Here is a 26,863-nt window from a genome sequence, read left to right as displayed (position 1 = left end):
TCATGTTCTGGTACGCGCTCCTCGTCCTGGCCGTCGCCGCCGAGCGGGTCGTCGAGCTGGTCGTGGCCCGGCGCAACGCCGCCTGGACCCTCGCCCGCGCGGGTGTCGAGCACGGCCGCGGCCACTACCCGGTCATGGTGGCCCTGCACACCGCCCTGCTGCTCTGCTGCGTCCTCGAACCCGTGCTGGCCCACCGGCCGTTCCTGCCCGCCCTGGGATGGCCGATGCTGGCGCTGGTCCTCCTGGCCCAGGCCCTGCGCTGGTGGTGCGTCACCACGCTCGGGCCGTACTGGAACACGCGCGTGATCGTCGTTCCCGGCACCCGCCCGATCACCGGCGGCCCCTATCGTCTCCTGCGGCATCCCAACTACGCCGCCGTCGTGGCCGAGGTCGCCGCCCTGCCCCTGGTGCACTCCGCGTGGGTGAGCGCGGCGGTGTTCAGCGCGGCCAACGCGGCGCTGCTCACCGTCCGCCTCCGTTCCGAGAACGCGGCCCTCGGCCGGGCGGTGCCCGCGTGAGCCGGCACCACGACCTGATCGTGGTGGGCGGCGGGCCCGCCGGCCTGGCGACCGCTCTCCACGCCGCGCGCGCCGGTCTCGACGCCGTCGTGGCCGAACCGCGCCGCGCACCCGTCGACAAGGCGTGCGGCGAAGGCCTGATGCCGGGGGCGGTGCGGGCCCTCGCCGCGCTCGGCCTGGAGGCCCCCGGCCACCCGATCAGGGGGATCCGTTACGTACAGGGGCACCGTGAGGTCCACGCGGCGTTCCGGCACGGCCCCGGCCTCGGCGTACGGCGCACCGACCTGCACGACCTCCTGCACCGGGCGGTCCTCGCCGCGGGTGTTCCCGTACTGCCCCTACGGGTCGGGGAAGTGCGGCAGGACGCGGCCGGCGTGTCCCTGCCCGACGCCGGACTGCGCGGCAGGTGGCTGGTGGCCGCCGACGGCTTGCACTCGCCGATCCGTCGCTCCCTCGGCCTCGGCCTCGGCTCCCGGGGGAGACCCCGGTACGGGTTGCGGCGCCACTACGCCGTGTCCCCACGGTCCTCGTACGTCGAGGTGCACTGCGGACCGCAGGGCGAGGCGTACGTCACCCCGCTCGGACCCCGGCTCGTGGGCGTCGCGCTGCTGACGGACCGGCGCGCTTCCTTCGACGCCCAGCTGGAACGGTTCCCCGAACTGGCGGCCCGCCTGCCGGCGGAGAGTGCCGTCAGCGCGGTGCGGGGCGCGGGCCCCCTGCGCCAGAAGACCCGCACCCGGCTCCACGGGCGGGTCCTGCTGGTGGGGGACGCCGCCGGGTACGTCGACGCGCTGACGGGCGAGGGCGTCTCCCTGGCCCTCATCGGTGCAGAAGCGCTGGTCGGCAACGTGCTCCGGGGCACGCCGGACCGCTACGACGGCGACTGGAAACGCGCGACCCGCCGTCACAGGCTCCTGACGACCTCCCTGCTGCGGGCACGACAGCAGCGGACGCTCGCTCCGCTCGTCGTGCCCGCCGCCGAGCGGCTGCCGCGCGTCTTCGCCGCCGTGGTGAACGCTCTGGCGTAGGAAGGTCGGGAACTCCCCCCGCACACGAAAGCCGGCGGTCACGTGACCGCCGGCTCGGACGCCCGTCGGCCCGGCACCGGGGCGGGACGGCCGTGGGGGGCCGACCGGCAGTCCCTGAGCGGGACCCCGCCCGTCCTCCCCGCCCGCGTCCGGACCCGATCCTCCCGTGTTCCCTCTCAGAGGGCGACGAGACGGAACACGAAGAACAGCGCCACCAGCGCGGCACCGGCGATGATGAGGGAGACCCATGCCGTCGGATGCTCCCAGATGCCTCCGTCGGCACGTTCCGGGTGGGCCGAGGACGTCGATCCCTCCACGGGCGGGGTCTCTTCGGGGACTACGATCCGTTCGGTCATGGCTGCTCCCTCGCAGAGCGGGCGGCGGTGCGCCTCATGGCCTCATCGTCTCCCGGGCCCCCGGCGTGCGCAGCACGCGTCGATCCTGTGTCGAATCGCCTCTTCCGGGCCCCGGGCGGCACCGCGTCCCGTCACCGGCGGTGAAGGCGGTCTCGTCGATCCCCTGTCCAGAATCCGTAATGGACGATACATTTACGGCCTGAAGTTCGGCATTCTGAAACGCGGGAGGCCGGGCCGTACGGCTCAGTCGGCCGTGCGCGGCCTTCGGTGTGCTCCCGTCGGAGAAGGGAAGACCATGAGCGCCACCCTGGCCGATGAGATCCGCGGTCGGCTCGGAGAGCTGAGCCCCGCGGAGCGAAAGGTCGCACGGGTCCTGCTGGCGGGATACCCTTCCGCGGTTTTCGAGACCGTCGCGACGATCGCGGATCGTGCCGGTGTTTCGGGGCCCACCGTGCTGAGGTGCGCCGCGCGGTTGGGGTACAGGGGCTTCCCGGACCTCCAGGCGGCCCTGCGTGCGGAGCTCGACGCGCGCAACGCCTCGCCGATCACCCTCTACACCGCGGCGGACCCTTCGGAGGGGGGGACGGCGCCGGCACCGCGGGGTTCCTCCGCGGTCTCCCTGCGCGAGCGTTCGGGGCTCGTGGAGCAGGCGGTGTCCCGGACCTTCGACGAGTTGGCACCCCACGAGTTCGAGAACGCGGTGGGCCTCCTCGCCGACCCCAGGCGCCGGGTGCACCTCGCGGGAGGACGCTTCACGCACCTGCTGGCCGAGTACCTGGGCCTGCACCTGATGCAGTTCCGCGACCAGGTGAGCCTGGTTCCCCACAAGGACGTGGAGCGCACGTCCTTCCTCACGCAACTCGCCCGCCGGGACGTCACGGTGCTGTTCGACTACCGGCGCTACGAGGCGGACAAGACCCTCATCGCCGAGCTGGCGCGGGAGCGGGGCGGCAAGGTCATCGTGTTCACCGACCCGTGGCTCTCCCCCGCCGCGGCCCACGGGGACGTCGTCCTCACCACCCAGGTCTCCTCCGACTCCCCTTACGACAGCCTGACGCCGGCGCTGGCCGTCGTCGAGTCGCTCGTCGCCGCCGTCCTCGACCGGATCGGTGGCGACGGCCACGAGCGGATGAAGGAGGCCGAGAGGGTCGCGCGGCGCACCGGTCTGCTGTGAGGCGGACCCGACGGGGCGGAGCCGGGCGGCGGGCCCGCCCTCCCCGCCGGGTGGCGGGGAGGGTCAGTCGAGCGCCCCGTTCACGGTCGCTTCGGCGATCCCGATGTTCGGGACCCGGTACTTCAGGAGGATCTTGCGGTAGGAGCCGTCGTCCATGAGGGACTGCAGGGCCGCCTGGATGGCCTCCTTCAGTCCGGGGTGGTCCTTCGACACGCCGATCCCCATCGGGGAGGCGCTGTACTCCCCCACCGCGCGACGGCCCGTCACGGTGGAGAAGGTCTTCCCGCCGTCCGCCTCGGCGGCGACGTAGGCGGCCGTGACCTCGTCGAGGTAGTCGGCGACGACCTTTCCGCTGCGGAGGGCCAGCTGCGCCTCGGAGTCCTTCGAGAAGGCGAGGATCTCGATCGGCGGAAGGCCCTTCGCCCTGCAGAGTTCCTGACGCTGCTGCAGGAGCTTCTGGTGGTTGGTGCCGGTCTGCACTCCGACGGGCTTCCCGCAGACATCGGTCACGACGGCGATGTTCTCGGGGTTTCCCTTCTCGACCAGCCAACCGGGGCCCGCGTTGATGTAGTCGACGAAGTCCACGGACTTCTGCCGGGCCTTCTTGTCGGTCATCGCCGACATGACGGCGTCGAACTTGCCGGCCTGGACGGCCGGGAGGATTCCATCGAACTTCTGCGCCTCGAAGCGGAAGGCGACTCCGAGGCGGGCTCCGAGTGCCTGGCCGAGGTCGTAGTCGATTCCGGTGATCCGGCCGCTTCCCTCTTCGGCGAACATCTCGAAGGGCGGATAGGGGACGTCGGTGGCGACCCGGACCGTTCCCGCGGCGCGGATGGCCTCGGGGAGCATCGCGTGGAGCCTGGGGTCCGGGGTGATCGTGAGGTCGGGCAGGACGGCCACCGGGCCGGCCGTCCGGGATCCGTCGGGGGTGGATGGCGTACGGGGCGGCTCCCCGCATCCCGAGGCGAGGAGGACCAGGGCGGCGACGGAGACGAGTGCGGTGCGGGTACGCGCGGGCATCGAGCGGCCTTTCTCGGTGAAGAGGAGCGGGTGGCAGGAGGACGGCGTCCCGGTGCGGGAACGGCCGGGCGGGCGCGGCGTGGGGCGCCCGCCCGGCCGTTCGGCTCAGCGCTGGGGCGTGATGTCGATCCGCAGGCCGAGGAGGCTCCTGGCCGTGGTGCCGTCGTCGGTGAAGGCGGCGGACTCCCGTGTCTTGGTGAAGGTCACCGTGAACCGCGGTCCGGTCTCGAAGGTGGTGGCGGTCGCGCTGTTCTGGGCGCGGGTCGAGGCGAGTGCCCGGGCGGTGGTCCGGAAGGAGTAGGCGCTGCCGTCCGGGTTCGCGACCGAGTGGAAGATGTCGCCGTTGGCCGGCACGGGCGCCGTGCCGACGGGGCTCAGGGGCTGCTTGGCGGGGGCGATGCGCGCGGTCCAGGTGCGGGCGTCGTACTGGTCGCCGTCGGTGAGGTAGCTGTATCGGGCGCGGCGCAGGGTCCAGCCGTTCGCGGAGTCGTGCGCGCGGCTGTCGCGCAGGTCGAGGACGGCGACGCCGTTCGGGCCGAGGACCGTCAGGCTCTCGCGGCGGGTGCCGGGCCGGTCGACGACCAGCGCCGTGTTCTCCTCCAGGGCGTAGACGCGGTCGTGGCCGGTGTCGGAGGCGAGACGAAGGGCGCGGCCTTCGCGGCCGTAGGCGCCGGTGTGGGTGTCGACGAGGCCGGAGCGGAGGAAGCCGAAGCCGCCTCGGGGCAGGTACCCGAGGCGGGTCGGGTCGTCGAAGTAGCCGGGCGCGCTGCCGTCCCGGAGGGCTTCGTAGGATTCGCCGCCGCTGACCATGTCGGGGCCGGAGGCGATCTGGGCTCCCGCGGAGGACCCGGCGACGACGGCTCCGTGGGCGAGCTTGGCGCGGATGGCGGCGAGGACCTTGGAGTCCTCGTGGCCGTCGCCGCGCAGGAGCGTGGTGACGTAGCGGTACTGGTCGCCTCCGCCGAAGAAGAAGCCGGTCATGGACTCGACCTGGGCGACGACGGCGTCCGAGTCGGCGTTGGCGACGTGGTCGACGTCGAGGGGGATCCACTCGGCGTCGGCGGCGCCGTGCCGCTCGAAGAGACCGGCGTAGTAGGCACCGTTGCAGGCGGAGTTGCTGCACAGGTCGGGGTCGCCCGCGTGGGGGTCCTGGCTCTCGGGCACGGAGGCGGCGGTGATGACGCCGATGCGGGCCTTCGCGCCGCCGGCCCGCTTGATGATCTCCCCGTAGATCTGGGTGTTGTTCTCCTTCAGGGCCCCGCCGACCAGGACGAGGGAGCCCGCCGGGGTCCGGTCCTGTCCGGGTTGCGCGTGCGCGGCGGAAGCGCCGGTGAGCAGGGCGACGGCGAGGCCGCAGGCGAGGACGGTGCGGCGGGCGGGAAGGGGTGGGGTGCGCATGGGGCCTCCGGGGTCGGGAGAGGGGTGGTGGGACGCGTCCGCCCGCTGGGCGGACCGCGCCGTGTCGGTCCGCCCGGTGCTGCCGGTGCGGGGAGGACGGGCCTCGCGCTGGGCGCCGAGGCCGTTCAGGTGGTGCCGGCGTCGCCGAGGGAGGCGATCAGGCCGGCGAGCAGGGCGACGCGCTGGGGGACGCTGGTGAGGTCGAGCCATTCCTGGGGGGTGTGGTCGGCGCCCCCGACGGGCCCCAGACCGTCCAGGACGGGGACTCCGGCGCCCGCGATGAGGTTCGCGTCGCCCACTCCGCCGGTCGCGGCGGCGCCGAGTTCGATGCCGACCGCGTGCGCGGCTCGCCTGGCGTGGTCGAGCATGCGCCGGGAGGCGGGGGTGTCCTCCATGGGCGGGCAGAGGTCGAGCCGCTCGACCTCGACGGTGACGCCGGGGACCCCCGGGTGCGTGGCGGCCTCCCGGATGGACCGGGTGACCCGTTCGATGTCGGCCGTCGTGGCGGCGCGGACCTCGATGCGCAGTTCCGCCCGGGGACAGACGATGTTGGCGCGGGTGCCGGCCCGGACGACGCCGACGTTGACGGTCACGTCCTCCCAGTGGCCGTTGAGGGCCTGGAGGGCGACGGTGAGGTGGGCGGCGGCGAGGGCCGCGTTCGCTCCGCGCTCGGGTTCGATGCCGGCGTGGGCCGCCCGTCCGGTGACGGTGAGGCGGAAGTCGGCGACTCCCTTGCGGGCGATGACGAGGTCGCCGTTCTCCCTGGCGCATTCGAGGCCGAGGCCGTGGTGCATGCCCCTGGCGGTGTTCTCGATGAGGGTGCGGCTGGCGGGAGAGCCGATCTCCTCGTCGGGGGTGGCGAGGAAGACCAGTTCGTCGTACGCGTCGACGCCGCACTCGCCGAGGATCTCCAGGGCGGTGAGCCCGGCGAGCAGCCCTCCCTTGTCGTCGCTGACGCCGGGGCCGTGCGCCGTGGAGCCCTCGATCCTGAAGGGGCGGGCGGCCGCGGTGCCGTCCTCGAAGACGGTGTCCATGTGGGCGGCGAGGAGGATCCTGCGGCCTCCCTCCGCCTCGGGCAGTGCGCCGCGCTTGCGGCCGACGAGGGCGTCGCCGGTCCGGTGCCCTCCGGGCGGGGTCGGGAAGCACACGCGCTGGACGTCGAAGCCGAGCCGTGCGAGCCGGCGTTCGGTCCAGTCGGCGACCCGGTTGACGCCGTCGGCGCTGTAGGAGCCGGAGTCGACGGAGACGAGCTGTTCGAGGTCGTGCAGGTAGCGGGGGCGGAGGGCCTGGGCCAGGTCGAGGAAGTGGTCGATCTTCTTCTGCCGGCGGGTGGGGGCGCTCACAGGACCTTGGACAGGAAGGCGCGGGTGCGCTCCTGCTCCGGGTCGACGAGGACCTGCCGGGGGTCGCCGGCTTCGACGACGACGCCTTCGTCCATGAAGACGGCGGTGTCGCCGACCTCGCGGGCGAAGCCGATCTCGTGGGTGACGACGACCATGGTCATGCCGTCGGCGGCGAGCTGCCGCATGACGTCCAGGACGTCGCCGACGAGTTCGGGGTCGAGGGCCGAGGTCGGCTCGTCGAAGAGCATCAGCTTCGGCTTCATGGCGAGGGCGCGGGCGATGGCGACGCGCTGTTGCTGCCCGCCGGAGAGCTGGGCCGGGTAGTGGTGCGACCGGTCTCCGAGACCGACCCGCTCCAGGAGGGCCTGGGCCTGTTCGCGGGCCTCGCCCCTGGGAACCGACCCGACCTTGACGGGGGCTTCCATGACGTTCTCGACGGCGGTCATGTGGGGGAAGAGGTTGAAACGCTGGAAGACCATGCCGATGTCGCGGCGACGGTCGGCGACCTCGCGTTCGCGCAGCTCGTGGAGCTTGTTGCCCTGCTGGCGGTAGCCGACGAGCTCTCCGTCGACGGTGAGGCGGCCGCCGTCGACCTTCTCCAGGTGGTTGATGCAGCGCAGGAAGGTGGACTTTCCCGATCCGGAGGGACCGAGGAGGCAGCAGACCTGGCCGCGCCCGACCGTGAGGTCGATGCCCTTGAGGACCTCCAGCCTCCCGAAGTGCTTGCGGACGCCTTCGGCGCGCACCATGGGGGTGCTCATCGGTTCTGCTCCTTGCTGTTCTTGCCGAACCGCTCCACCGTTCCGCCGAGCAGGCGCCGGAAGGGCGAGACGTGACCGGCGCGCGTGGTGCCGCGTCCGTAGCGCCGCTCCAGCCACGCCTGGGGCACGCCGAGGAGGGTGACGAGGGCCAGGTACCAGATGCTGGCGACCACCAGCATGGGAATGACCTGGTAGTTCTGGGCGTACACGTCCTGGATGTTCGACATCAGGTCGTGGGCCGAGATGACCGAGACGAGCGCGGTCATCTTCAGCATGTTGATGGTCTCGTTGCCCATCGGCGGAATGATCACGCGCATGGCCTGGGGCAGCACGATCCGGCGCATGGTGAGGGCGGGACGCATGCCGAGCGAGTGGGCGGCCTCGGCCTGACCGGGGTCGACGGACTGGATGCCGGCGCGGACGATCTCGGAGGCGTACGCGGCCTCGTTGAGCCCGAGGGCGAGGAGAGCCGCGATCGCCGGCGTGAGCAGGGCGTTGGTCTCGGCCTGGAAGAACGTGATGTCGGTGAAGGGGATGCCGATCTTCACGTACTTGTACAGCGCCGCGGCGTAGCCCCAGAAGATGATCTGGACCAGCAGGGGGGTGCCGCGGAAAACCCAGACGAAGGCGTTGGCGAGACCGTAGAGCACGGGGCTGGAGGAGAGCCGCATCACCGCGATGAGCGTGCCGAGCGCCAGGCCGAGGAGCATGGCGGCGGCCGTCAGCCAGAGCGTGGTGGCCAGGCCGTCGAAGATGAGGTCGGCGAAGAGGTAGTCGCCGACGACGTCCCACCGCAGGTTGTCGTTCTTGGCGAGGGATCCGACGAGGCCCACCAGGGCCGCCAGTGAGGCGATCGCCGCCATCCAGCGTCCGTAGTTGCGGACGGGGACGATCTCGAGTTCCGCGCCGAGTGGCGGGTGCATGGCGGTGGTCCGCTCCGGAGTCTTGAGGGTGCCGGACATCTCTAGTCCACCGCCGCGTTCTTGGTGGCTTCCTTGATGGCGATCGAGGCGACTCCGTAGGTGCCGTACACGGCGACGACGGTCCCGTCGTCGATGAGCTCCTGGAGGGCCTTCTGGATCGCCTCGGTCAGCTGCGGGAGGTCCTTGCTGACGGCGATGCCGTTGGGCGAGGCGTTGTAGCCGCCGGGGGCGGCCGGGTCCTCCGCGAGGTCGAAGGCCTTGCCGTCGTCCGCGGTCTTGGCCACCCACCCGGCGGCGGGCTTGGTCAGGACCTGGGCGATGACCTTGCCGGAGCGCAGGGCGAGCTGGGCGTCGGAGTCCTTGGGGAAGGTCTGGATGTCGATCTTCCCCTTGCCGGCCTTCTCGCAGGCGGCCTGGTGCTCCTTGAGGAGGTCGAGCTGGTTGGTCGCGGTCTGGACGGCGACCTTCCGGCCGCAGAGGTCGTCGAGGGTGGTCACCTTCGACGGGTTGCCCTCGGCGACCAGGACGCCGGAGCCGGACTGGGAGTAGTCGACGAAGTCGACGACCTTCTGCCGCTCCTTGTTGTCGGTGATGGCCGACATCGCGACGTCGAACTTGCCGGCCTGGATGGCGGGGACGATGCCGTCGAACTTCTGCGGGGTGAAGGCGAACCTGACGCCGAGCTTGGCGCCCAGGGCCTGGCCGAGGTCGTAGTCCAGGCCGGTCAGCGTCGGCTCGCCCTCCTTCACGAACATCTCGAACGGCGGGTACGGGACGTCGGTCGCGACGCGGACCTCCCCCGCCTTCCTGATCTTCTCCGGGAGGAGGTCGTGCAGCTTCTGGTTTTTGACGATCTCCACGCCGGCGACCACGACCTTGCCGGACGGGGCGGCGGCCTCCTCGCCCCCGCAGGCGGACAGGGACACGAGCATGGCCGCCGCGAGGGCGGTGGCCGCGGTGGGGCGTGCGATACGAGCGTTCATCGCGTGGAACCTCTCGGTGGTTTCCTGCCGACGGAATCTGGCCGTCAGACACAGCAGGGAAGTTACAGATCCATGTGCTGAATGGCTAGATGTAAGAGTCATTACGTTCATGTAACGCGCGCTTCGCAACCAGAAAAAGCATGATCTGGGCGTTTTACACCCATGTCCTTCCGGAAGAGAAGCCAAGGAGAGGTGGGATTCCTCTTACATCTTCCGCTTCATTTCCATTACTTGTATGTTCCGCAACCAGCCGCCCGCCCCGCACGAGGCCGCGGCGGAACCCACAGCCCCCTCCTTGGAGCGCAGATGTCACTTCGTTCGCCCAGGTTCACTTCGGCCGCCGTCGGCCTCGCCGCCGTCGTCACGGCGCTGACGGCCCATCAGCCGGCCCATGCCGCGGCCGACCGGATCCGGCTCGGCAGCACGGCCGACGTCACCCGTGCGTCGTGGAACGGCCCGGCGTTCACGATGAACGGCGCCGGCGGCATCGTCACCGCCTCGATGACCCGCGCCATCGACGACATCAGGGGCGGCACCGGGAGCCTCGACGTGGTCGTCCTGGCCGGGTCCGCGCCCACGTCGGGCAGCAGGACTCCGGAGTGCGACACGATCACGGGACTGGCCGGCGTCAACTCCTGTACGACGTGGACGCTGACGACGGCGTCCGACGGCAACAACAGCCAGGTGAACACGGACGTCCGCAACGCCGAGTTCGTCTACTTCGCCGGCGGCGACCAGTGCCGCTACGCCGCCTGGAAGGGAACCGCCCTGGAGGCCTCCGTCGAGGCGGTCGTCGCCAAGGGCGGCGGCTCCGGCGGCGGCAGCGCGGGCCACCACATCAACAGCCCGATCGTCTACGACGCCTGCAACGGCAGCGTCACCAGCGCGGAAGCCCTCGCCAACCCCTACGACCGGTACGTCAGCTTCACCACCGGCATGTTCGCATGGGCGAACTACGGGGCCGTCATCAACGACTCCCACTTCGTCACACGCGATCGCATGGGCCGCACCATGTCCTTCCTGGCCCGCGCCGTGAAGGACGGCCTCGCGCCCGGCGGCTCCGCGTGGGGCGTCGGGGTGGAGGAGGGCGGCGGGTCCCTGTTCCTCGACCGCAACGGCATGGCGACGCAGTACGGCAAGGACGCCTACGTGGTCCTCGCCGACCACCAGCCGGAGCAGGCCGTGGACAGGAAGCCGCTCACCTACAGCGGCTTCAAGATCTGGCGCCTGACACCGGGCTCCACCTTCGACTTCAAGAACCGCCCCACCTGCGGCTACTACCTGCGCAGCGTCACGAACGGCGTGGCCGACGCCAACCTCTACAACGGCACCCCCGTGACCGACTGCGGCGCCCAGGGCGGCGGCGGGGCCACGCTCGCGGAGAGCGAGCCCAACGACACGCGCGACACGGCCGACGACGCCACCGCGCTCGCCTCGCCCGGCACCCTCACGGGCAACATGAAGTCGACCAGTGACCGTGACTACTTCAAGGTCTCGGTGGCGGCCGGCCAGACCGTCTCGGTGAACTGCGCCGTGCCCACCGCCTACGACGCCGACGCGTACTGGCTCGACGCGAACGGCAGCACCCTGACCCGGTCCGTGAACGACGGGGCGGGCACCGACGAGTCCCTGTCGTTCACCAGGACCGCGACCGGAACGGGCACCTACTACCTCGACGTGGAGGCCTACAGCGGCTCAGGAACGGCATCCTACGGCTGCGACGTGACGAAGAGCTGACGGACCGGCAGGTGCCCGGCGTCCGGACCGCGACGTGCGGCCGGATCGCCGGGCACGGCCTCTCCCGCCCCTCCTCGCCCTCGCTCAGACCGGCCGGACGAGGTGCCGTGGATCGAGCAGGGCCGTGAGCTGCTCGTCGGGGAGCAGCCCGTCGCGAGAGGCGAGTTCCCGGACGGGCACGCCGGTCGCCTGGCAGTGCCGGGCCAGGGCCGTCGCCCGCTGGTAACCGATTACCGGGTTGAGAGCGGTGGCGAGACCGGGGCTGTTCTCCACGAGAACCCGGAGGTGGTCCTCGTTCGCCTCGATGCCCGCGACGCAGCGCTCGGCGAGAAGCCCGCACGCCGCGTCCAGCCGATTGGCCGAGTTGAGCAGGTGGTGGACGATCAGGGGTTCGAAGGCGTTCAGCTGCAGCTGTCCCGCCTGGGCCGCCGCGCAGACCGCCGCATCCGCCCCCACCACGTCGAAACAGACCTGGTTGACCGCCTCGGGAACGACCGGGTTGACCTTGCCGGGCATGATGCTCGACCCCGCCTGCAGCTCCGGGAGCCTGATCTCGCCCAGCCCCGAGCGGGGCCCCGAGGCCAGGAGCCGAAGGTCGTTGCAGATCTTCGACAGGCGCAGGGCGGACTGCCTCAGCGCGCCGGACAGGCGGAGGAACGCGCCCACCCCTTGCGTGCTCTCCACCCGGTCACGGGCGGAGCGGACCGGCGCGGACGAGACGGCGGCGAGGTGCGCCACGGCCAGGTCCGCGAACCCGGCATCGGCGTTGAGGCCCGTACCGATCGCCGTTCCCCCCAGGTTGACCTCGAGGAGGGCGTCGCAGGCGTCGCGGACCAGCCGTACGTCGTCGTCCACGGTCAGGGCGAACGCGTCGAACTCCTGCCCCAGCGTCATGGGCACGGCGTCCTGCAGCTGAGTACGGCCGAGCTTGACGGTCCCGGCGAACGCCTTCCCCCGCTCGGCGAAGGCGTCGCGCAACACGGACATCGCGTCCAGCAGCCGCCCGGCGGCGGTGTACAGGGCGAGCTTCGCGGCGGTGGGGTAGGCGTCGTTGGTGCTCTGGGAGCGGTTGACGTCGTCGTTGGGGTGCAGGTGCGCGTAGCTGCCGCGGGGACGGCCCAGGAGTTCGAGGGCCCTGTTGGCGATGACCTCGTTCGCGTTCATGTTCGCCGACGTGCCCGCGCCGCCCTGGAGGACGTCGACCACGAACTGGTCGTGAAGGCGACCCGCGCGGATCTCCCGGCAGGCACGCACGATGGCCCGGCCCCGCTCCTCCGGGAGCGTCCCCAGGTCCAGGTGGGCCAGCGCGGCGGCCTCCTTCACCCCGGCGAGGGCCACGACGAGTTCGGGATGGGCCGAGAGGGCGATGCCCGTGAGCGGGAAGTTCTCCGACGCGCGCAGCGTGTGGATCCCCCAGTACACGGAGGGATCCACCTCCCTTTCCCCGATCAGGTCGTGCTCCTTGCGCATCACGTGGGCTCCCCACTTCGTAGGCGAACGGCCCGCACCGAGCCATGCCGAGTATCTTTCATTACAGATGCAAGATTCAAGTCCCACTCGTACTACACGTTACATGCCGTGGGGTCGGACAGGGGAGGGTGAGCGTGCCGTGGCGGTGGCGCGGGGGTCGGGGTGGCGGCGTGCCGCCCTTTCCCCGCGGTGCGGGACCTCAGGTCAGCCCAGGGCGCCGAGGAGTGCGTCGCACGCCTGCTCGCAGGAGCGGCAGGCGTCCGCGCACACGCGGCAGTGTGCGTGCATGTCCGCGTGGGAGGCGCACTCGTCGCCGCACGCCTTGCAGGCCGTGGCGCACGCCCGGAGGACCGCGCGGGTGACGTCGGCGTCGTAGCCGGTGTGCCGTGAGAGGACCGACGCGGTGGCGTTGCAGATGTCGGCGCAGTCCATGTCCGTACGGATGCACTTGGTCAGGTCACCGACCATGCCTTCGGACAGGCAGGCGTCCGCGCACGCCGTACACGCCTGTGCGCAGGCGATGCACTGCTCGATGCAGTGGGTGAGCTTCTCCCGGTCGACTCCCCCGAGGTCGGCGGGGTAGGTGGCGAGCATGTCCTCGACGGTGCTGGACATCGATGCCTCCTTCGTCCGGGACCGGCGGGCCGGAGCGGTCCGCCTCACGGGTCCCGGGTCCTCCTTCCAGCCAACGCCCCTCGGCGCCGTCGCGCCCGGCGGCAACGCCTCCATGCCGGCGCAACCCGCCGAAAGCCGCGCGCGGCCCCACTCTCGTACCGGCCGACCGGCTCCTTCTCTCCCCGGTGTCCCCGCCGATCAACGGGGCGCGGGCACCCCGCGCTCCTCCGGGCCGGGGCAGAGCGCGGAGGGCGGAGATCCGGCTGCCGTGACGACAGGGCCCGGTGGGTCGTTGATCCGGCGTCTCCACTCGCCGCGATCCGCGGAGGTGCCCCATCGGCGAGCCCCGGCGACCCCCGCTCGGCCTCGGGGCCGTCTTCGGTCCCCGCACGCCCGCGACCCGGCCCCCACCGCGCCCTCGGTTCCCGTCGCCCTCTCCCGTCTCCGCCGTCGAGGGAAGTCCCGTGAACATGACCACCGCATCCGTCGCCGTCGTCGGGGCAGGGCCCCGGGGGCTTTCGGTCCTCGAACGACTCTGCGCCCAGGCGCGTGCGTCCCCGCCCGCGAGCGGCGTCACGGTCCATGTCGTCGACCCGTACCCGCCGGGGCCGGGCCGGGTGTGGCGCACCGACCAGCCCCGCGACCTGCTCATGAACACCGTGGCCTCGCAGGTCACCGCGTTCGCCGACGCGAGCGTGAAGCTGGCCGGCCCGGTCGACGACGGCCCCAGCCTCTACGCGTGGGCCCGCGAGGTCGCCGCCGGCGCGGTCACCCTGCCCGGAGACCGGGGCGGGGCCGCCCTCGCGGAAGCCCGCCGCCTCGGCCCGAACGCCTACCCCACCCGCGCCTTCTGCGGCTTCTACCTGGACTGGGTGTTCCGGAGGCTCGTCGCGGGGGCTCCCGGGCACCTGGAGATCCGGGTGCACCGGACGACCGCCGTGGCGCTGGACGACGGTTCGGAGGCCCTCGACGGGCCGCAGACGCTGCTGCTCGCCGACGGCCGGCGGCTCTCCGGCCTCGACGCGGTGGTGCTGGCACAGGGCCACGTCCCGGTGCGGGCCACGGCGGAGGAGGCGCGGCTCGGCGCCTTCGCCGCCGAGCACGGTCTGGTGTACGTCCCGCCCTGCAACCCGGCGGACACCGACCACTCCCGGATCGGGGCCGGCGAGACCGTCGTCCTGCGCGGCCTCGGCCTCAACTTCTTCGACCACGTGGCCCGTCTGACCACGGGCCGGGGCGGCTCCTTCGAGCGGACGGCCCGGGGGCTCGCCTACCGTCCCTCCGGCCGGGAACCGCGCATCCTCGCCGGGTCCCGGCGCGGGATCCCGTACCACTCCCGCGGCGAGAACGAGAAGGGCGCGTCCGGGCGGCACCGGCCCCGGCTGCTGACCGCGGAGAGGGCGGCGGAGCTGCGCGCGCTGGCCGAGCGGGGCGCGTGGATCCGGTTCCGCGGCCACCTGTGGCCGCTCATCGCGGCGGAGGTGGAGAGCGTGTACTACGGCGCCCTGCTGGCCGGGCGGGTGGGCCCGGCCGGGGCCGCGGCCTTCACCCGGCGGTTCCTGGCCCGTGCGCACACGGCGGCGGAGAAGGACCGGCTGCTCGACGAGACGGGCGTCTCCCCCGCCGAGCGCTGGGACTGGGACCGCGTCGCCGAGCCGTGCGGGGACAGGGAGTTCGCGACTGCGCAGGAGCACCGGGCCTGGCTGCTGGAATACCTGCGCCGGGACGTCGCCGAGGCCCGGGCGGGCAACGTTCGGGGCCCGCTCAAGGCGGCTCTCGACGTGTTGCGCGACCTGCGCAACGAGATCCGGCTGGCCGTCGACCACGGCGGTCTGGAGGCCGCCTCCCACCGGGACGAGCTGGAGCGCTGGTACACCCCGCTCAACGCCTTCCTGTCGATCGGACCGCCCGTCTCCCGGACGGAGGAGCTCATCGCGCTCGTCGAGTCGGGCACGGTCGAGATCCTCGGCCCCGGCCTGACCGTCGGCACCGTCGCGGGCGGCTCCGCCGGCGGCGCCTTCGAGGTGGCTTCCCGGCTGTTACCCGCGCAGCGGCACCGCGCCGGTGCGCTGATCGAGGCCCGGCTGCCCGAGCCGGACCTGCGCCGCACCGACGACCGGCTGATGCGCCACCTGCTGACGGCCGGCCGGTACGTGCCGTACCGGATCCCCGGTGCTCACGGCACGACGTACGAGACCGGCGGGGTGGCGGTCTCCGGGCGGCCCTTCCATCCGCTCGACGACCGGGGCCGGCCGCATCCGCGCCGGTTCGTCCACGGCGTGCCGACCGAGTCGGTGCGCTGGGTCACGGCGGCCGGGATCAGGCCGGGCGTCGGCTCGGTCACCGTCGAGGACTCCGACGCGATCGCCGCCGCCGTACTGGGCCTGCTGGCCGGCGGCCGGCACGCCGGGCGCCCCGCCGCCCCACCCGCCGACGAGCGCGCCGGCCGGCCCGCTCACGAGCCCGCACGCACCGAGGAGACAGTGGCATGAACGACACCGACACCAGCATCGGCATCGACACCGGGCTCCTCTCCCCGGTCAGGGCGGGCACCCCGGTGGAGGCGGCGACCTCGGACCGGGCGTGGCTACAGGCGATGCTGGACGCCGAGGCGGCCCTGGCCCGGGCGCAGGCGCGGCTGGGCACGCTGCCCGCGTCCGCCGCCGCGGCCATCGGCGCCGCCGCGCGCGCCGAGCGGCTGGACGCCCGGGCGCTGGCGCTGGCCGCGCGGGAGACGGCCAATCCGGTGGTGGGCCTGGTGCGGTCCCTCACGGCCGTCGTCGCCGCGGACGACCCGGCCGCCGCCGAGTACGTCCACCGGGGCTCCACCAGCCAGGACATCCTCGACACCGGGACCATGCTGGTGGCCTCCCGCGTTCTGCCGCTCATCACCTCCGACCTGCGCCGCACGGCCGGCGCCCTGACCGCTCTCGCGCGGGAGCACCGGGACACGCCGATGGCCGGGCGCACGCTCGCCCTGCACGCGGTGCCCACCACCTTCGGCCTCAAGGCGGCGGGATGGCGCCAGCTCGTCCTGGAGTCCGCGGTGCGGCTGGAACGGGTCCTGGACCACGGACTGCCGGTGGCACTCGGCGGCGCGGCCGGCACGCTGGCCGGATACCTGGAGTACGCGAAGGCCGACGGAGAGATCCCCGGCGAGACGCCGGGCGACTACGCGGACCGGCTCACCGCGGCGTACGCGCAGGAGACGGGCCTTGCCCGGCCCGCCCTGCCGTGGCACGCGCTGCGGACCCCGGTCGCCGACCTGGCCGCCGCGCTCTCCCACACGGCGGCGGCGCTCGGGAAACTCGCCGTGGACGTGCAGGTTCTCGTCCGCACGGAGGTCGCGGAGGCCTCCGAGCCCGCGCCGGCCGGCCGGGGCGCGTCGTCCGCCATGCCCCACAAGCGCAATCCGGTGCTGGCGACGCTGATCCGCTCCGCCGCGCTCCAGGTGCCGGTGCTCGCGGCCGGACTGACGCAGTGCCTGACCACCGAGGACGAACGGTCCGGCGGCGCCTGGCACGCCGAGTGGACGCTGCTGCGCGAATGCCTGCGCCTGACGGGCGGCGCGGCGCACACCGCCGTCGAGCTGGCGGAAGGGCTCACGGTGCGGCCGGAACGGATGCGTGCCAACCTGCGCCTGACCGGCGGCCAGGTCGTCACGGAACGCCTCGCCGCCGTCCTCGCGCCCCGCATCGGCAAAGCGACCGCCCGCCGGTGCCTCACCCGGGCCTCCGTCCTCGCCGACCGGGAGAACCGCCCGCTGGAGGACGTCCTCTCCGAACTCCCGGAGCTCGCCGACGCGTTCGAGGACGGAGAACTCGCCGGCCTGCTGGACCCCGGCCGCTACACCGGCGCCGCCGGACCGCTCGTCGACCGCGCCCTCGGCACGTCGCCGGACGGCTCCGCCGCCACGGCGGCCCCCGCCCGGACGCCGTCCTCCGGATCGTCGCGCCGATCGGAGGAGGGGTCCGGGCGGGGGCCGGGTGGAGGGGGCGGGGGTCAGTCGGCCGGGGTCAGGGCCACTTCCGCGCTGCCCGAGAGCGAGGGGAGGCCCGGCGGGGGCGTGTCCTTGTAGGAGGCGTTGAAGACGGCCTTCAGGTTGTCCGCGCCGGCGTGGCCGCCGTCCACGAACGTCCGGAAGGAGCCCGAGCAGCCGGTGCTCGTCGACAGCGGGTGGCCGTGGGAGTCGTGGCCGAGGATGAACGAGACGGTGACCTTGGAGCAGTCGACCGGCTGGTCGTCGGTGATGTCGACCTTCCAGGTGACGGTGTCGCCCCAGTGGAACGCGGTGCCGCCGTGCGGCGCGGGGTCGGTGGTGAGGGAGACGGCCGGCGCCTTGTTGCCGACGACGACCTGGACGGCGGTGGAGGCCGAGCGGCCGGTGCTGTCGGTGACCTTCAGGGTGGCCTCGAAGACACCGTTCGCCGTGAAGGTGTGCGTGGGGTCGGGCAGGGTGGAGTCCACGGTGCCGTCGGCGTCGAAGTCCCACGCGTAGCGGAGCGCGTCCCCGTCGGCGTCCGTGGTGCCGGCGGCGGAGAAGCGCACCGTCAGCGGGTTGGTGCCGTTGACCACGTCCGCGGCGGCCTTGGGTTCGGGCGTGCGGTTGCCCCGGACGTAGTCGATGCGGGAGAGCTGGGCCTCGGGCAGTTCCGCGAAGTAGCCGGTGCCGTACTCCAGGACGTAGAGCGCGCCGTCGGGTCCGAACTCCGCGTCGATCGGGCCGTCCGTCCGGATCCCGGGGACGGCGTCCTCGATCGCCAGCACCTCGTTGCGCCTGCCGAGGGTGAGGGCCTTCATCTGGTCGCGGGTCCACTCGTAGAAGAGGGGCTTGCCGGCGAGGGAGGCGGGCCAGCGGTTCTCGGCGGTGTTGCGCTTGTCGTAGCGGTAGGCCGGGCCGCCCATGGGGCCGATGCCGCCCGTGCCGAGCTGCGGGAACTGCGCGGAGGCGTCGTAGCCGTAGACGATCTCGGCGTCCGTGACGGGCGGCAGCTCGGTCAGGCCGGTGTTGTGGCGCGAGTCGTTGACCGGGGCGGCGCAGTCGAAGGCCCCGGCGGACTTCTGCGTGGCGAAGTCGTAGTCCTGGTACGGCTGGTCGCGGGTCACGCAGAACGGCCAGCCGTAGTTGGCGGGGCGGTCGATGACCATCCAGCGGCCCTGCCCGGCGGGGCCCCGGTCCGGGCGGGCGGTGCGGGCGTCGGGCGAGTAGTCGCCGACGTAGACCTCACCGGTCCGCTTGTCCACCCCGAAGCGGAAGGGGTTGCGCAGGCCCATGGCGTAGATCTCGGGGCGGGTCTTCGGGGTGCCGGGGGCGAAGAGGTTGCCGTCGGGGATCGTGTAGCCGCCGTGGCGCTTGACCTTGATGCGGAGCACCTTGCCGCGCAGGTCGTCGGTGTTGCCCGAGGTGCGGCGGGCGTCGTAGGCGGGGTTGCGGTCGGGGCGGTCGTCGATCGGGGCGTAGCCGTCGGAGGAGAAGGGGTTGGAGTCGTCGCCGGTCGACAGGAACAGGTTGCCCCGGTGGTCGAAGTCGATCTTGCCGCCGACGTGGCAGCAGAGGCCGCGGTCGGCGGGGATGTCGATGATCTTCTGCTCGGAGGCGTAGTCCAGCGTGTTGCCGGTGAGCTTGAACCGGGAGAGCCGGGTGTGGCCCTTGTACGGGGCGAAGTCGGCGGGGGTGCCGGTCTGCGGGGCGTCGCCCTCGTTGACGCCGGGGGTGGACGGGTCGTCCATGGGGGTGGCGAGGCGGGGCGAGTAGTAGAGGTAGACCCAGTGGTTCCTGGCGAAGTCGGGGTCGACGGCGATGCCCTGGACGCCCTCCTCGTCGTGCTGGTAGAGCCCGGCGGGGCTCTTCTTCATGTCGGCGGCGAGGAAGTTCACGCCGCTCTTCGGGTCGTGGATGCGGATCTCGCCGGTGCGCGCGGTGTGCAGGACGCGCAGGTCGGGCAGGACGGCGAGGGCCATGGGTTCGCCCGGCCGGTCGTTGAGGGTGACCTTCTGGAAGGCCGGCGCGGCGGGTGGGGCCGCGTCCGGCGCGGTGGTGGCCTGGACCGGGGTCAGGGGCAGCAGCCCGATGGCGCCGGCCAGCGCCGCCGTGCCCAGGAGGGTGACGATCCGTCTGTTGCGCACGCGGAACTCCTTCGCTACTGGTTCGGGGCGGTGCGTCGTGGTCAGCGGTGGGCGCGGAGGGCGGCGAGGTTGTCGTAGCCGACGCGGGCGTACTCCAGCGACTGGCCGGGGACGGTGGCGCTCGGGGCGGTGTCCTGTTCGACCATCGGGTGGTGGCGGTTCTTCGCCCCGACGCGGGTGAAGAACCGCCGGTAGTCGATGTCGCCGGTGCCGAACGGCACCATGTCGTAGCCCATGCCGCTCTGCGGGTTGATCACGCCGTCCTTGGCGTGGAAGAGCGGGAAGCGGGGCGTGTGGCGGACCACCAGCCCGGCCGGGTCGAAGATCTGCTCCTGCCGCGAGCCGTCGTGGGCGGTGTAGGTGGGGAACTTGTACTGGGCCACGTGGGCCCAGAAGACGTCCAGCTCCAGGTAGACGCTCCTGGGGTCGCTGACCTGGAGGAAGTACTCCAGCTTTCGGATGCCGGAGCTGCGGGTCGGCCGGCCCTGGGCGTCGAGCGGGCCGCCGTCGAGGAGGAAGTCGTAGGCGCTGTCGTGGTTGTGGGTGTAGAGCTTGATCCCCTCCCGGGCGGCGAGGGCGCCGAGGGTGTTCCACTTGTCGGCGGCGGTGTCCCAGTCGGCGCGGTAGGGGCTGTTGGTGGGGTCGCCGCCGGTGCCCATGTGCTCCATGCCGAGGATGTTCGCGATCTCCAGGGCGCGGCGGAAGGCGTCCAGGTCGGCAGGGGTGAGGGGCCAGGAGGCCGGGATGAAGCCGTGGCTGCCCTGGGCGCGCAGCCCGTACTCGTCGAGCCAGGAGCGCATCAGCCGGGCGCCCTCGACGGTGCCGAGGTCCGCGCCGCCGGGGGCGTTGGCGTGCTGGCGGTATCCGGCGAACTCCACCTGCCGGTAGCCGTACCGGGACAGCTGCCGGAACACCTCGCGGAAGCCGGACGGCAGGTCGGAGGCGAGCGGATCGCGGGCCACCGCGTCCCGGACGGTGTAGAGGATCAGTCCGCGCTTGTCCGGCGGGACGAGGGCGGAGCGGCCGCGGTCGCCGGCCGGCTCGGACTCGGCCCGGGTCCGGGCCAGGGCGGGCGAGGAGCCGAAGACGGGGGCGGCGATCGCCACGGCCGCGGTGGCCGTGCAGGTGCTGAGGAAGCGGCGGCGGCTGACGCCGAGGGTGCGGCGCAGCTCGTCGCCGGCGGTGGTCTCTTCGGGGGACACGGTCACGGTGTTCTCGCTTTCGTGGTGACGGGGTACGGGGGTGCGGGCGCGTTTCGGGCGCGCCGGAACGCGCGGGGGCGAGCGGCGGAGCGGGGTGGGGGGCGGTACGGGGAGCGGCGCGTCGCCTCAGGCGAGGCCGGCGAGCCGCAGGAGGAGCGGCTTCACCTCGGTGGCCGCGGTGCGGCCGGACAGGGCGCCGGGGGTCGAGCAGAGGACGAGCGGGCCGTCCGCGTCGCTCGCGGGCGGCCGGCCGTGGCTGCCGCGGACGGGCGAGGGGTCCAGGGGGACGACCGCGACGCGGTAGCGCAGGCCGGCCTTCTTGCGGGCCACGGCGGCCGCGGCCTTGAGCCGTACGTAGGGGTCCTCGGGGTCCATGAACAGTTCGGCCGGGTCGTAGCCGGGCTTGCGGTGGATCTCCACGAGCCGGGCGAAGTCGGGGGCGCGCGCGTCGTCCAGCCAGTAGTAGTACGTGAACCAGGCGTCGGGTTCGGCGACGGCGACGAGTTCGCCGGAGCGGGGGTGGTCGAGGCCATGCGCCTTCTTTCCCTCGTCGTCGAGGAGCCGCTCGACGCCGGGCAGGTCCTCAAGGACGGCGCGGGCGGCCGCGAGGTCCTCGGGGCGGCGGACGTAGACGTGGGCGATCTGGTGGTCGGCGACGGCGAAGGCCCGGGAGGCCATCGGGTCGAGGTACTCCATGCCGTCCTGGGTGTGGACGTCGAGGAGCCCGGCGCGCCGCAGGGCGCGGTTGACGTCGACGGGGCGGCTGACGGGGGTGATCCCGTACTCGGACAGGGCGACGACCGTGCGGCCCTCGGCGCGGGCGTCGTCGAGCAGCGGGCCCACGACCGCGTCGAGTTCGGCGGCCGCGCGGAGCGAGCGGGGGTCGTCGGGGCCGTACCGCTGGAGGTCGTAGTCGAGGTGCGGGAGGTAGCAGAGCGTCAGGTCGGGGCGGCGGGTGCGCATGACGTGGCGGGTGGCGTCCGCGATCCACCGGCTGGAGGCGAGGGAGGCGCCCGGCCCCCAGAACCGGAAGAGGGGGAACGTGCCGAAGAGGGCGGTGAGTTCGTCGTGGAGGGCGGGAGGTCGGGTGTAGCAGTCGGGTTCCTTGCGTCCGTCGGCGTAGTAGACGGGGCGGGGGGTGACGGTGATGTCGGTGTCGGCGCCCATCGCGTACCACCAGCAGATGTTGGCGACGGTGTAGCCGGGGTGGGCTCGGCGGGCGGCGTCCCAGATCTTGTCACCGGCCACCAGGCCGTTGTGCTGGCGCCACAGCAGGACGTCGCCGAGTTCGCGGAAGTACCAGCCGTTGCCGACGATGCCGTGCTCGGCGGGGAGGGTGCCGGTGAGGAAGGTGGACTGGGCGGCGCAGGTGACGGCGGGCAGCACGGTGGACAGCGGCGCCCGCGAGCCGGAGTCGGCGAGGGCGCGGAGGCGGGGCATGTGGTCCAGGAGGCGGGGGGTGAGGCCGACGACGTCGAGGACGAGGAGGGGGGTGGGGCGGTCGCCGGCCGGGGGCTGCGCGTCGGTCACGGGAGTTCCTTCAGGCCGAGGTCGGTGAGCAGGTCGCGGGCGAGGGTGAGTTCGGCGGCGATGCCGTCGGCGAGGCGGCCGCGGGTGCGGGGGCGCGCGCCGGGCGGGAGCGCCTGCCAGGTGTACGTCTCGACCTCCAGGTGGCGGGTCAGGGGGCGGGCGCCGCCGACCAGGAGGGCCAGGGCGTCCTCGAGGACGGGGAGCGTGGAGGTGAGCGGCGGGGCGGGCGGGACGTGCAGGGGGACGTGGAAGTGGGCGCGCCAGGGGGCCGTGCCGGGCAGGGCGTCCCCCGTGAGCGCTTCGGGCAGGTCGTCGGTGCCGCGCAGGCCCGCGGGGGTGGCCGTGCGGGTCTGGTGCAGGAAGCGCGGCTCGGCGTAGGCGGCGAGCGCCGCGCGTACGTCGGGGCGGTGGGGTTCCTCGGCGTGCAGGGCGGTGGAGAGCTGGGCCTTGGGGACGCGGACGCCGGCGGCGTCGAGTGCGGCGAGCGCCGTGGCCGGGTCCTCGAAGGAGGTCGCGAGGTGGCAGGTGTCGACGCAGACGCCGACGCGGTCGCCGGGCAGGGCGGTGAGCGGTCCGATGGCGTCGGCGGTGGTCTCCACCACGCAGCCCGGTTCGGGTTCGAGGGCGACGCGGACGGACTTGCCGGTCAGTTCCTCCAGGGCGTCGAGCCGTTCCGTCAGGGTGGTGAGGGCGGCTCGGGCGGTGGTGGCGGCGCGCTCGTCGAAGCCGGTGCGCCAGGCGAGCGGCAGGGTGGAGACGCTTCCCTCGGTGACGTCGTCGGGGAGCAGGGCGGCGAGGAGGCGGGCGAGGTCGGTGGTGTGGGCGAGGCGCTCCGGGTCCGTCCAGTCGGGGCGGTAGACGCGGTGCTTGACGGCCTCGGCGCCGAAGCCCTCGTAGGGGAAGCCGTTGAGGGTGACGACTTCGAGGCCGCGGCGGTCCAGCTCGGTCTGGAGCCCGCGCAGCGCCGCCGGGTCGGCGGCCAGGGCGTGGACGGCGTCCTTGGCGAGCCAGAGGCCGATGCCGAGCCGGTCGCGGCCGAGGCGCCGGCGCACCGGCTCGCAGTGGTCGCGGAGCTGGGCGAGGACGCCGTCGAGGGTCTCGGCGGGGTGGACGTTGGTGCAGTAGGAGAGGTGGACGAGGGTGCCGTCCGGGTGGCGGAAGCGCACGGGTCCCTCCTCATTCCCCGCCGCGCAGCACGGAGTTGCCCTCGTGAAGGGCGCCCGGTGCGGCGACGTCGAGCCGGAGACGGCCGCCGAGTCCGTAGAAGGCGACGGGGTTGCGCCACAGGACCCGGTCGACGTCGTCGTCGGTGAAGCCGGCGGCGAGCATGGCGTCGGCGACCTCGCGGGTCTTCAGCGGGTCGCTCCTGCCCCAGTCGGCGGCCGAGTTCACGAGGATCCTCTCGGTGCCGAAGGTGCGCAGGACGGCCACCATGCGGTCGGGGTCCATCTTGGTGTCGGGGTAGACGGAGAAGCCGAGCCAGCAGCCGCTGTCCGCGGCGGCGGCGACGGTCGTCTCGTTGAGGTGGTCCAGGAGGGTCCGCTCGACGGGCAGGGCCGACTCGCGGACGACGTCGAGGGTCCGGTGGAGTCCGGCGAGCTTGTCCCGGTGCGGGGTGTGGACGAGGGCGGGCAGGCCGTGGTCGGCGGCGAGCTGGAGCTGGGCGGCGAGGGCGGTGTCCTCGGCGGGGGTCATCGCGTCGTAGCCGATCTCGCCGACGGCGACGACGGAGTCCTTGACGAGGTAGCGGGGCAGTTCGTCGAGGACGGGCGTGCAGCGCGGGTCGTTGGCCTCCTTGGGGTTGAGGGCGATCGCGCAGTGGTGGGCGATGCCGTACTGGGCGGCGCGGAAGGGCTCCCAGCCGAGCAGCGCGTCGAAGTAGTCGAGGAAGCTGGCCGGCGAGGTGCGCGGCTGGCCCAGCCAGAAGGCCGGTTCGACCACGGCGCGGACGCCCGCCGCGTACATCGCCTCGTAGTCGTCGGTGGTGCGCGACGTCATGTGGATGTGCGGGTCGAAGATGCGCATCACGGCTCCTCGGTCGGTGCGCCGGTCAGGGTCAGGGCGTGGCGGAGGTCCCGGGGGAGGTCGCGGCCCGCCGCCGTGCGTTCGGCGGCGAGGGCGGTGAGCATGCGGGCGAGTTCCGCGTCGCCGGCCGCCCGCCGCGCCAGGTCGGTCACGGCGCTCAGCGGGACGCCGGTGAAGAGGCACTTCAGGACGGCGTGGCGCCAGGCGTGCGGGGCCAGGTGGGAGGCGGCGTAGGGGCCGACGGCGGCGGCGATCAGCCCGGTGTCGTGGGTGCGCAGGGCGTCGTCCACGAGGGGGACGGCCTGCGGGCCGTCGACGAGGGAGGGCAGGGCGAGGAGGACCGCGCGGCGCTCGGCGGCGCTGCCTTCCCGGTAGAGGCGGGTCAGCGTCTCCGTACCGGCCCGGGCCTCGGTCAGCAGCAGGGTCCGTACGGCGTCGGCGGCGTCCTGGCCGCAGTGCCGGCCGGCGGTGACGAAGCGCAGCTGCCAGGCGGGGGGCGCTGGCTCCGGTGCGGTCCGGGTGCCCGGCGCCGCGGCCGCTCGGGCGGCGTCGGCGAGGGCCTCGGCGAGCCAGGCGCGGGCGTGGTCGTCGGGCAGCCGGGCCGCGATGTCCGCGCGGGTCCGGGCCGGTGGCGGCGTCAGCATGCGGACACTTCCTTCGCCGCGGCCCGCAGGAACGCGGCGGACTCCGCGGCCAGGCGCGGGCCGGCGTGTGCGTGGCGGGGCAGTTCGACGACGGTGAGGCCCCGGTAGCCGACGGCGGCGAGGGCGTCGAGGACGGGCGGGAAGTCGATCTCGCCCTCGCCGAACGGCAGGTGCTCGTGCACGCCGCGCCGCATGTCCTCGATCTGCACGTGGCGCAGCCAGGGTGCCGCCGCCCGGACGCACGCGGCGGGCGGCGCCGCTTCCAGGCACTGGCAGTGGCCGATGTCGAGGGTGAGGCCGAGGGGCTCGGGGTCGCCGAGCGCGGTGCGCAGCCGGTGGAAGTCGTCGAGGGTGGCGAGGAGGTGTCCCGGCTCGGGTTCGATCGCGAGCGGCACGCCCGCGCCGGCGGCGGCGTCGAGCACGGGGGCCAGCGCCTCCGTCAGGCGCCGCCAGGCCGTGGTGTCGTCGGTGCCCGGCGGGGTGACGCCGCTGAAGCAGTGGACGGCGTGCGCGCCGAGGTCCGCCGCCACCCCAACCGCCGTGCGGAGCAGCCGGGCCCGGGCGGCCCGGTCCCCCGGGTCGGCGTCGAGCAGGGAGGGGCCGTGCTTGCGGCGCGGGTCGAGTACGTACCGGGCCCCCGTCTCGACGGTCGCGGTGAGTCCGAGCGCGCCGAGCCGGCGGGCGACCCGGGCGGTACGGGTGGCGAGGCCGGGTGCGAGCGGGTCCAGGTGCATGTGGTCGAGCGTGAGCCCGACGCCGTCGTAGCCCAGGTCGGCGAGCAGCCCGAGGGCGTCGTCGAGACGGAGGTCGGTGAGGCCGTTGGTGCCGTACCCGAGGCGGAGTCGCTGCCGTGCGCTCATGTGGCGCTCACCTTCCGTGCGAGGGTGCGGGCGAGGGGGGCGAGCCCGAGCAGGCCGAGCCCGGTGCCGACCGCGCCGGCCCGGGCCGCGAGCGCGGCCTGGAGCGGGATCATGGCGCGGATCCCGCAGCCGACGGCGTGCCGCGTGAGGGGCGGGGACGGGTTGAGCGCGGCGTGGAGCAGGGGCGGGGCGGTGGTGCGGGCGTACAGGGCGGCGGGCAGCAGCGGTGCCAGCGCCGCCGCGCCGGCCGGCTCGCGGAGCGCGCCGAGGGCGGTGGCGGCCCCGAGCGCGGAGGTCGCGGCGAGGGCCCCGAGCGGGGCGAGCGTCGAACCGCCGTGCGCCTCGTGCCGGGAGACGGCGGTGACGGCGTACGTGTGGAGGGCGAGCGCGCCCGCGGACGCCGCGACCCGGAGTTCGGTGCGGGCCGCCACCGCCCCGCGTCGCGCGACATGTGCCGTGAGGCCGGGGCCGGGGGCGCGGCGGGCGGACGCCGGGACGGCGGGCCGTCTCCGTGCGGGGCCCGTGGCCGCCGCGCCCAGGACGAGGTCGAGGGCGCGGGCGGCGGCCATGGCGGCGGGGGCGGCGGGCGTGTGCTTGAGGCGGAGGTCGTAGGCCCACACCGTGCCGGCCAGGGCGGTGGCCACGGCGAGGGCCGGGCGGCCGGCCCGGGAGGCGAGGGCGAGGCCGGCGGCGGTCAGGAGGCCGGCCGCGCCCAGCGCCGCGGCCGGGGCGATCCGGCCGGAGGGCAGGGGCCGGTGGGGGCGGTCGACGGCGTCCTCCTCGCGGTCGGCCCAGTCGTTGAGCGCCATGCCCGCCTCGTACAGGCAGAGCGACGCACCGACCGCGTACGCCGTCCCCCGACCGGGCTTCACGCCGAGGGCCGCGGCGCCGGCCAGCGCGTCCCCGGGCACGCTGAACAGCGCGGAGACGCGCAGCAGTTCGGCCCAGGCCCGGCCCCGCCCGCCGTCCGGCGCGAGACCGGGCCCGGGCGACGGCGCGGAACCGAGGGCCGGTGCGGAGCCTGCGGCCGGTACGGGACCGAGGGGCAGCGCGGAGCCGACGACCGGTACGGAGCCGGGCGGGGGCACGGGCCCGGGGCCGGATGCGGGACCGGACGCGGATGCGGGGGTGGGTGCGGGGGTGGGTGCGA

General features: G+C 73.7%; 23 protein-coding genes. 6 read left to right on the top strand and 17 right to left on the bottom strand.

The annotated features are described in order from the left end of the window. Window positions 1-2: 2 nt before the first annotated feature. Together ACFW6A_RS21585 and ACFW6A_RS21580 are read left to right on the top strand one after the other, a co-directional pair. Window positions 3-518, top strand: a complete 516-nt coding sequence (locus ACFW6A_RS21585; protein WP_351846250.1) for an isoprenylcysteine carboxylmethyltransferase family protein — start codon at window positions 3-5, stop codon at window positions 516-518. Then, window positions 515-1,546 carry an NAD(P)/FAD-dependent oxidoreductase gene (locus tag ACFW6A_RS21580; RefSeq protein WP_351846248.1) on the top strand — a complete coding sequence of 344 codons (1,032 nt, stop codon included), beginning with the start codon at window positions 515-517 and terminating at the stop codon, window positions 1,544-1,546. Before ACFW6A_RS21585 ends, ACFW6A_RS21580 begins: the two co-directional genes overlap by 4 nt. Window positions 1,547-1,722: 176 nt before the next feature. On the opposite strand, the gene ACFW6A_RS21575 is transcribed toward ACFW6A_RS21580, so the two are convergent. Further along, window positions 1,723-1,902: a DUF6480 family protein gene (locus ACFW6A_RS21575; RefSeq protein WP_351846245.1), complete on the bottom strand. Its 180-nt coding sequence runs from the start codon at window positions 1,900-1,902 to the stop codon at window positions 1,723-1,725. On the opposite strand from ACFW6A_RS21575, the gene ACFW6A_RS21570 reads away from it, so the two are divergent. Next, on the top strand, window positions 1,901-3,076 hold the full coding sequence (locus tag ACFW6A_RS21570) for a MurR/RpiR family transcriptional regulator (RefSeq protein ID WP_351846243.1): 1,176 nt from the start codon (window positions 1,901-1,903) through the stop codon (window positions 3,074-3,076). The two genes, ACFW6A_RS21575 and ACFW6A_RS21570, sit on opposite strands and share 2 nt — an antisense overlap. 63 nt (window positions 3,077-3,139) lie before the next feature. Here ACFW6A_RS21570 and ACFW6A_RS21565 read toward each other — a convergent pair whose 3' ends face one another. The 6 genes from ACFW6A_RS21565 to ACFW6A_RS21540 form a co-directional block, all read right to left on the bottom strand. Then, window positions 3,140-4,096 (bottom strand): ABC transporter substrate-binding protein, encoded by a 957-nt coding sequence (locus ACFW6A_RS21565; RefSeq protein ID WP_351846239.1) that lies wholly within the window; start codon window positions 4,094-4,096, stop codon window positions 3,140-3,142. A gap of 105 nt (window positions 4,097-4,201) precedes the next feature. Beyond that, window positions 4,202-5,494 carry a cyanophycinase gene (locus ACFW6A_RS21560; protein WP_351846235.1) on the bottom strand — a complete coding sequence of 431 codons (1,293 nt, stop codon included), beginning with the start codon at window positions 5,492-5,494 and terminating at the stop codon, window positions 4,202-4,204. A gap of 125 nt (window positions 5,495-5,619) precedes the next feature. Further along, window positions 5,620-6,837: a M20 family metallopeptidase gene (locus ACFW6A_RS21555; protein ID WP_351846232.1), complete on the bottom strand. Its 1,218-nt coding sequence runs from the start codon at window positions 6,835-6,837 to the stop codon at window positions 5,620-5,622. Further along, window positions 6,834-7,586, bottom strand: coding sequence for an amino acid ABC transporter ATP-binding protein (locus tag ACFW6A_RS21550; RefSeq protein WP_351846344.1), 753 nt, complete (start codon window positions 7,584-7,586; stop codon window positions 6,834-6,836). The genes ACFW6A_RS21555 and ACFW6A_RS21550 overlap by 4 nt, the downstream gene beginning before the upstream one ends. Window positions 7,587-7,594: 8 nt before the next feature. After that, window positions 7,595-8,560, bottom strand: a complete 966-nt coding sequence (locus ACFW6A_RS21545; protein WP_351846229.1) for an amino acid ABC transporter permease — start codon at window positions 8,558-8,560, stop codon at window positions 7,595-7,597. Window positions 8,561-8,562: 2 nt separating this feature from the next. Further along, the gene (locus ACFW6A_RS21540) at window positions 8,563-9,504 is read right to left on the bottom strand and encodes an ABC transporter substrate-binding protein (protein ID WP_351846226.1); all 942 of its coding nucleotides are present in this window, start codon (window positions 9,502-9,504) and stop codon (window positions 8,563-8,565) included. A gap of 306 nt (window positions 9,505-9,810) precedes the next feature. Between ACFW6A_RS21540 and ACFW6A_RS21535 the strand changes: the two genes are divergently transcribed. Beyond that, the gene (locus tag ACFW6A_RS21535; RefSeq protein WP_386642068.1) at window positions 9,811-11,241 is read left to right on the top strand and encodes a pre-peptidase C-terminal domain-containing protein; all 1,431 of its coding nucleotides are present in this window, start codon (window positions 9,811-9,813) and stop codon (window positions 11,239-11,241) included. A gap of 84 nt (window positions 11,242-11,325) precedes the next feature. Here the strand turns inward: ACFW6A_RS21535 and ACFW6A_RS21530 are convergent, their stop codons facing one another. Further along, window positions 11,326-12,711 (bottom strand): aspartate ammonia-lyase, encoded by a 1,386-nt coding sequence (locus tag ACFW6A_RS21530; protein ID WP_386642065.1) that lies wholly within the window; start codon window positions 12,709-12,711, stop codon window positions 11,326-11,328. 204 nt (window positions 12,712-12,915) lie between these two features. Further along, window positions 12,916-13,326 carry a four-helix bundle copper-binding protein gene (locus tag ACFW6A_RS21525; protein ID WP_351846218.1) on the bottom strand — a complete coding sequence of 137 codons (411 nt, stop codon included), beginning with the start codon at window positions 13,324-13,326 and terminating at the stop codon, window positions 12,916-12,918. 470 nt (window positions 13,327-13,796) lie between these two features. Here ACFW6A_RS21525 and ACFW6A_RS21520 point away from each other — a divergent pair, with 470 nt between their 5' ends. Continuing rightward, window positions 13,797-15,818 carry an FAD/NAD(P)-binding protein gene (locus ACFW6A_RS21520; protein ID WP_351846215.1) on the top strand — a complete coding sequence of 674 codons (2,022 nt, stop codon included), beginning with the start codon at window positions 13,797-13,799 and terminating at the stop codon, window positions 15,816-15,818. Continuing rightward, window positions 15,815-17,404 (top strand): 3-carboxy-cis,cis-muconate cycloisomerase, encoded by a 1,590-nt coding sequence (gene pcaB, locus ACFW6A_RS21515; protein WP_386642060.1) that lies wholly within the window; start codon window positions 15,815-15,817, stop codon window positions 17,402-17,404. The genes ACFW6A_RS21520 and pcaB overlap by 4 nt, the downstream gene beginning before the upstream one ends. Here pcaB and ACFW6A_RS21510 read toward each other — a convergent pair. From ACFW6A_RS21510 to ACFW6A_RS21475, 8 genes are all read right to left on the bottom strand, one after another. Beyond that, a complete protein-coding gene (locus ACFW6A_RS21510; RefSeq protein WP_351846209.1) occupies window positions 17,329-19,452 on the bottom strand; it encodes a PQQ-dependent sugar dehydrogenase in 2,124 nt (707 codons plus the stop codon). The two genes, pcaB and ACFW6A_RS21510, sit on opposite strands and share 76 nt — an antisense overlap. A gap of 41 nt (window positions 19,453-19,493) precedes the next feature. Further along, entirely contained in the window at window positions 19,494-20,654 is a 1,161-nt protein-coding gene (locus ACFW6A_RS21505; protein ID WP_386486219.1) for a sugar phosphate isomerase/epimerase family protein, read from the bottom strand. A gap of 126 nt (window positions 20,655-20,780) precedes the next feature. Next, window positions 20,781-22,184, bottom strand: a complete 1,404-nt coding sequence (locus ACFW6A_RS21500; protein ID WP_351846203.1) for a nucleotide pyrophosphatase/phosphodiesterase family protein — start codon at window positions 22,182-22,184, stop codon at window positions 20,781-20,783. Next, window positions 22,181-23,350 carry a metabolite traffic protein EboE gene (gene eboE, locus ACFW6A_RS21495; RefSeq protein WP_351846200.1) on the bottom strand — a complete coding sequence of 390 codons (1,170 nt, stop codon included), beginning with the start codon at window positions 23,348-23,350 and terminating at the stop codon, window positions 22,181-22,183. The genes ACFW6A_RS21500 and eboE overlap by 4 nt, the downstream gene beginning before the upstream one ends. Before the next feature lie 10 nt (window positions 23,351-23,360). Continuing rightward, window positions 23,361-24,209, bottom strand: coding sequence for a TatD family hydrolase (locus ACFW6A_RS21490; protein WP_351846198.1), 849 nt, complete (start codon window positions 24,207-24,209; stop codon window positions 23,361-23,363). Next, window positions 24,209-24,853: an EboA domain-containing protein gene (locus ACFW6A_RS21485; RefSeq protein ID WP_351846195.1), complete on the bottom strand. Its 645-nt coding sequence runs from the start codon at window positions 24,851-24,853 to the stop codon at window positions 24,209-24,211. The genes ACFW6A_RS21490 and ACFW6A_RS21485 overlap by 1 nt, the downstream gene beginning before the upstream one ends. Next, entirely contained in the window at window positions 24,847-25,713 is an 867-nt protein-coding gene (locus ACFW6A_RS21480; RefSeq protein ID WP_351846192.1) for a sugar phosphate isomerase/epimerase family protein, read from the bottom strand. The genes ACFW6A_RS21485 and ACFW6A_RS21480 overlap by 7 nt, the downstream gene beginning before the upstream one ends. Continuing rightward, window positions 25,710-26,801, bottom strand: coding sequence for an SCO3242 family prenyltransferase (locus ACFW6A_RS21475; RefSeq protein ID WP_386642053.1), 1,092 nt, complete (start codon window positions 26,799-26,801; stop codon window positions 25,710-25,712). Before ACFW6A_RS21475 ends, ACFW6A_RS21480 begins: the two co-directional genes overlap by 4 nt. Window positions 26,802-26,863: the final 62 nt, after the last annotated feature.

This window comes from Streptomyces sp. NPDC058758, assembly GCF_042746075.1.
Taxonomy (GTDB): Bacteria; Actinomycetota; Actinomycetes; order Streptomycetales; family Streptomycetaceae; genus Streptomyces.
Note: the sequence above shows the minus strand (reverse complement) of the source record. Positions and strands in the feature narration are given on the sequence as shown.

Bases quoted from the DNA above. Each gene is read 5' to 3' on its own strand.
- ACFW6A_RS21480 (WP_351846192.1), bottom strand. From the start codon at position 25,713: ATGAGCGCACGGCAGCGACTCCGCCTCGGGTACGGCACCAACGGCCTC.
- ACFW6A_RS21565 (WP_351846239.1), bottom strand. From the start codon at position 4,096: ATGCCCGCGCGTACCCGCACCGCACTCGTCTCCGTCGCCGCCCTGGTC.
- ACFW6A_RS21550 (WP_351846344.1), bottom strand. From the start codon at position 7,586: ATGGTGCGCGCCGAAGGCGTCCGCAAGCACTTCGGGAGGCTGGAGGTC.
- ACFW6A_RS21530 (WP_386642065.1), bottom strand. From the start codon at position 12,711: ATGCGCAAGGAGCACGACCTGATCGGGGAAAGGGAGGTGGATCCCTCC.
- ACFW6A_RS21535 (WP_386642068.1), top strand. From the start codon at position 9,811: ATGTCACTTCGTTCGCCCAGGTTCACTTCGGCCGCCGTCGGCCTCGCC.
- ACFW6A_RS21570 (WP_351846243.1), top strand. From the start codon at position 1,901: ATGGCTGCTCCCTCGCAGAGCGGGCGGCGGTGCGCCTCATGGCCTCAT.
- ACFW6A_RS21560 (WP_351846235.1), bottom strand. From the start codon at position 5,494: ATGCGCACCCCACCCCTTCCCGCCCGCCGCACCGTCCTCGCCTGCGGC.
- ACFW6A_RS21490 (WP_351846198.1), bottom strand. From the start codon at position 24,209: ATGCGCATCTTCGACCCGCACATCCACATGACGTCGCGCACCACCGAC.
- ACFW6A_RS21525 (WP_351846218.1), bottom strand. From the start codon at position 13,326: ATGTCCAGCACCGTCGAGGACATGCTCGCCACCTACCCCGCCGACCTC.
- pcaB (WP_386642060.1), top strand. From the start codon at position 15,815: ATGAACGACACCGACACCAGCATCGGCATCGACACCGGGCTCCTCTCC.
- ACFW6A_RS21520 (WP_351846215.1), top strand. From the start codon at position 13,797: ATGACCACCGCATCCGTCGCCGTCGTCGGGGCAGGGCCCCGGGGGCTT.
- ACFW6A_RS21585 (WP_351846250.1), top strand. From the start codon at position 3: ATGTTCTGGTACGCGCTCCTCGTCCTGGCCGTCGCCGCCGAGCGGGTC.
- ACFW6A_RS21485 (WP_351846195.1), bottom strand. From the start codon at position 24,853: ATGCTGACGCCGCCACCGGCCCGGACCCGCGCGGACATCGCGGCCCGG.
- ACFW6A_RS21545 (WP_351846229.1), bottom strand. From the start codon at position 8,560: ATGTCCGGCACCCTCAAGACTCCGGAGCGGACCACCGCCATGCACCCG.
- ACFW6A_RS21540 (WP_351846226.1), bottom strand. From the start codon at position 9,504: ATGAACGCTCGTATCGCACGCCCCACCGCGGCCACCGCCCTCGCGGCG.
- ACFW6A_RS21575 (WP_351846245.1), bottom strand. From the start codon at position 1,902: ATGACCGAACGGATCGTAGTCCCCGAAGAGACCCCGCCCGTGGAGGGA.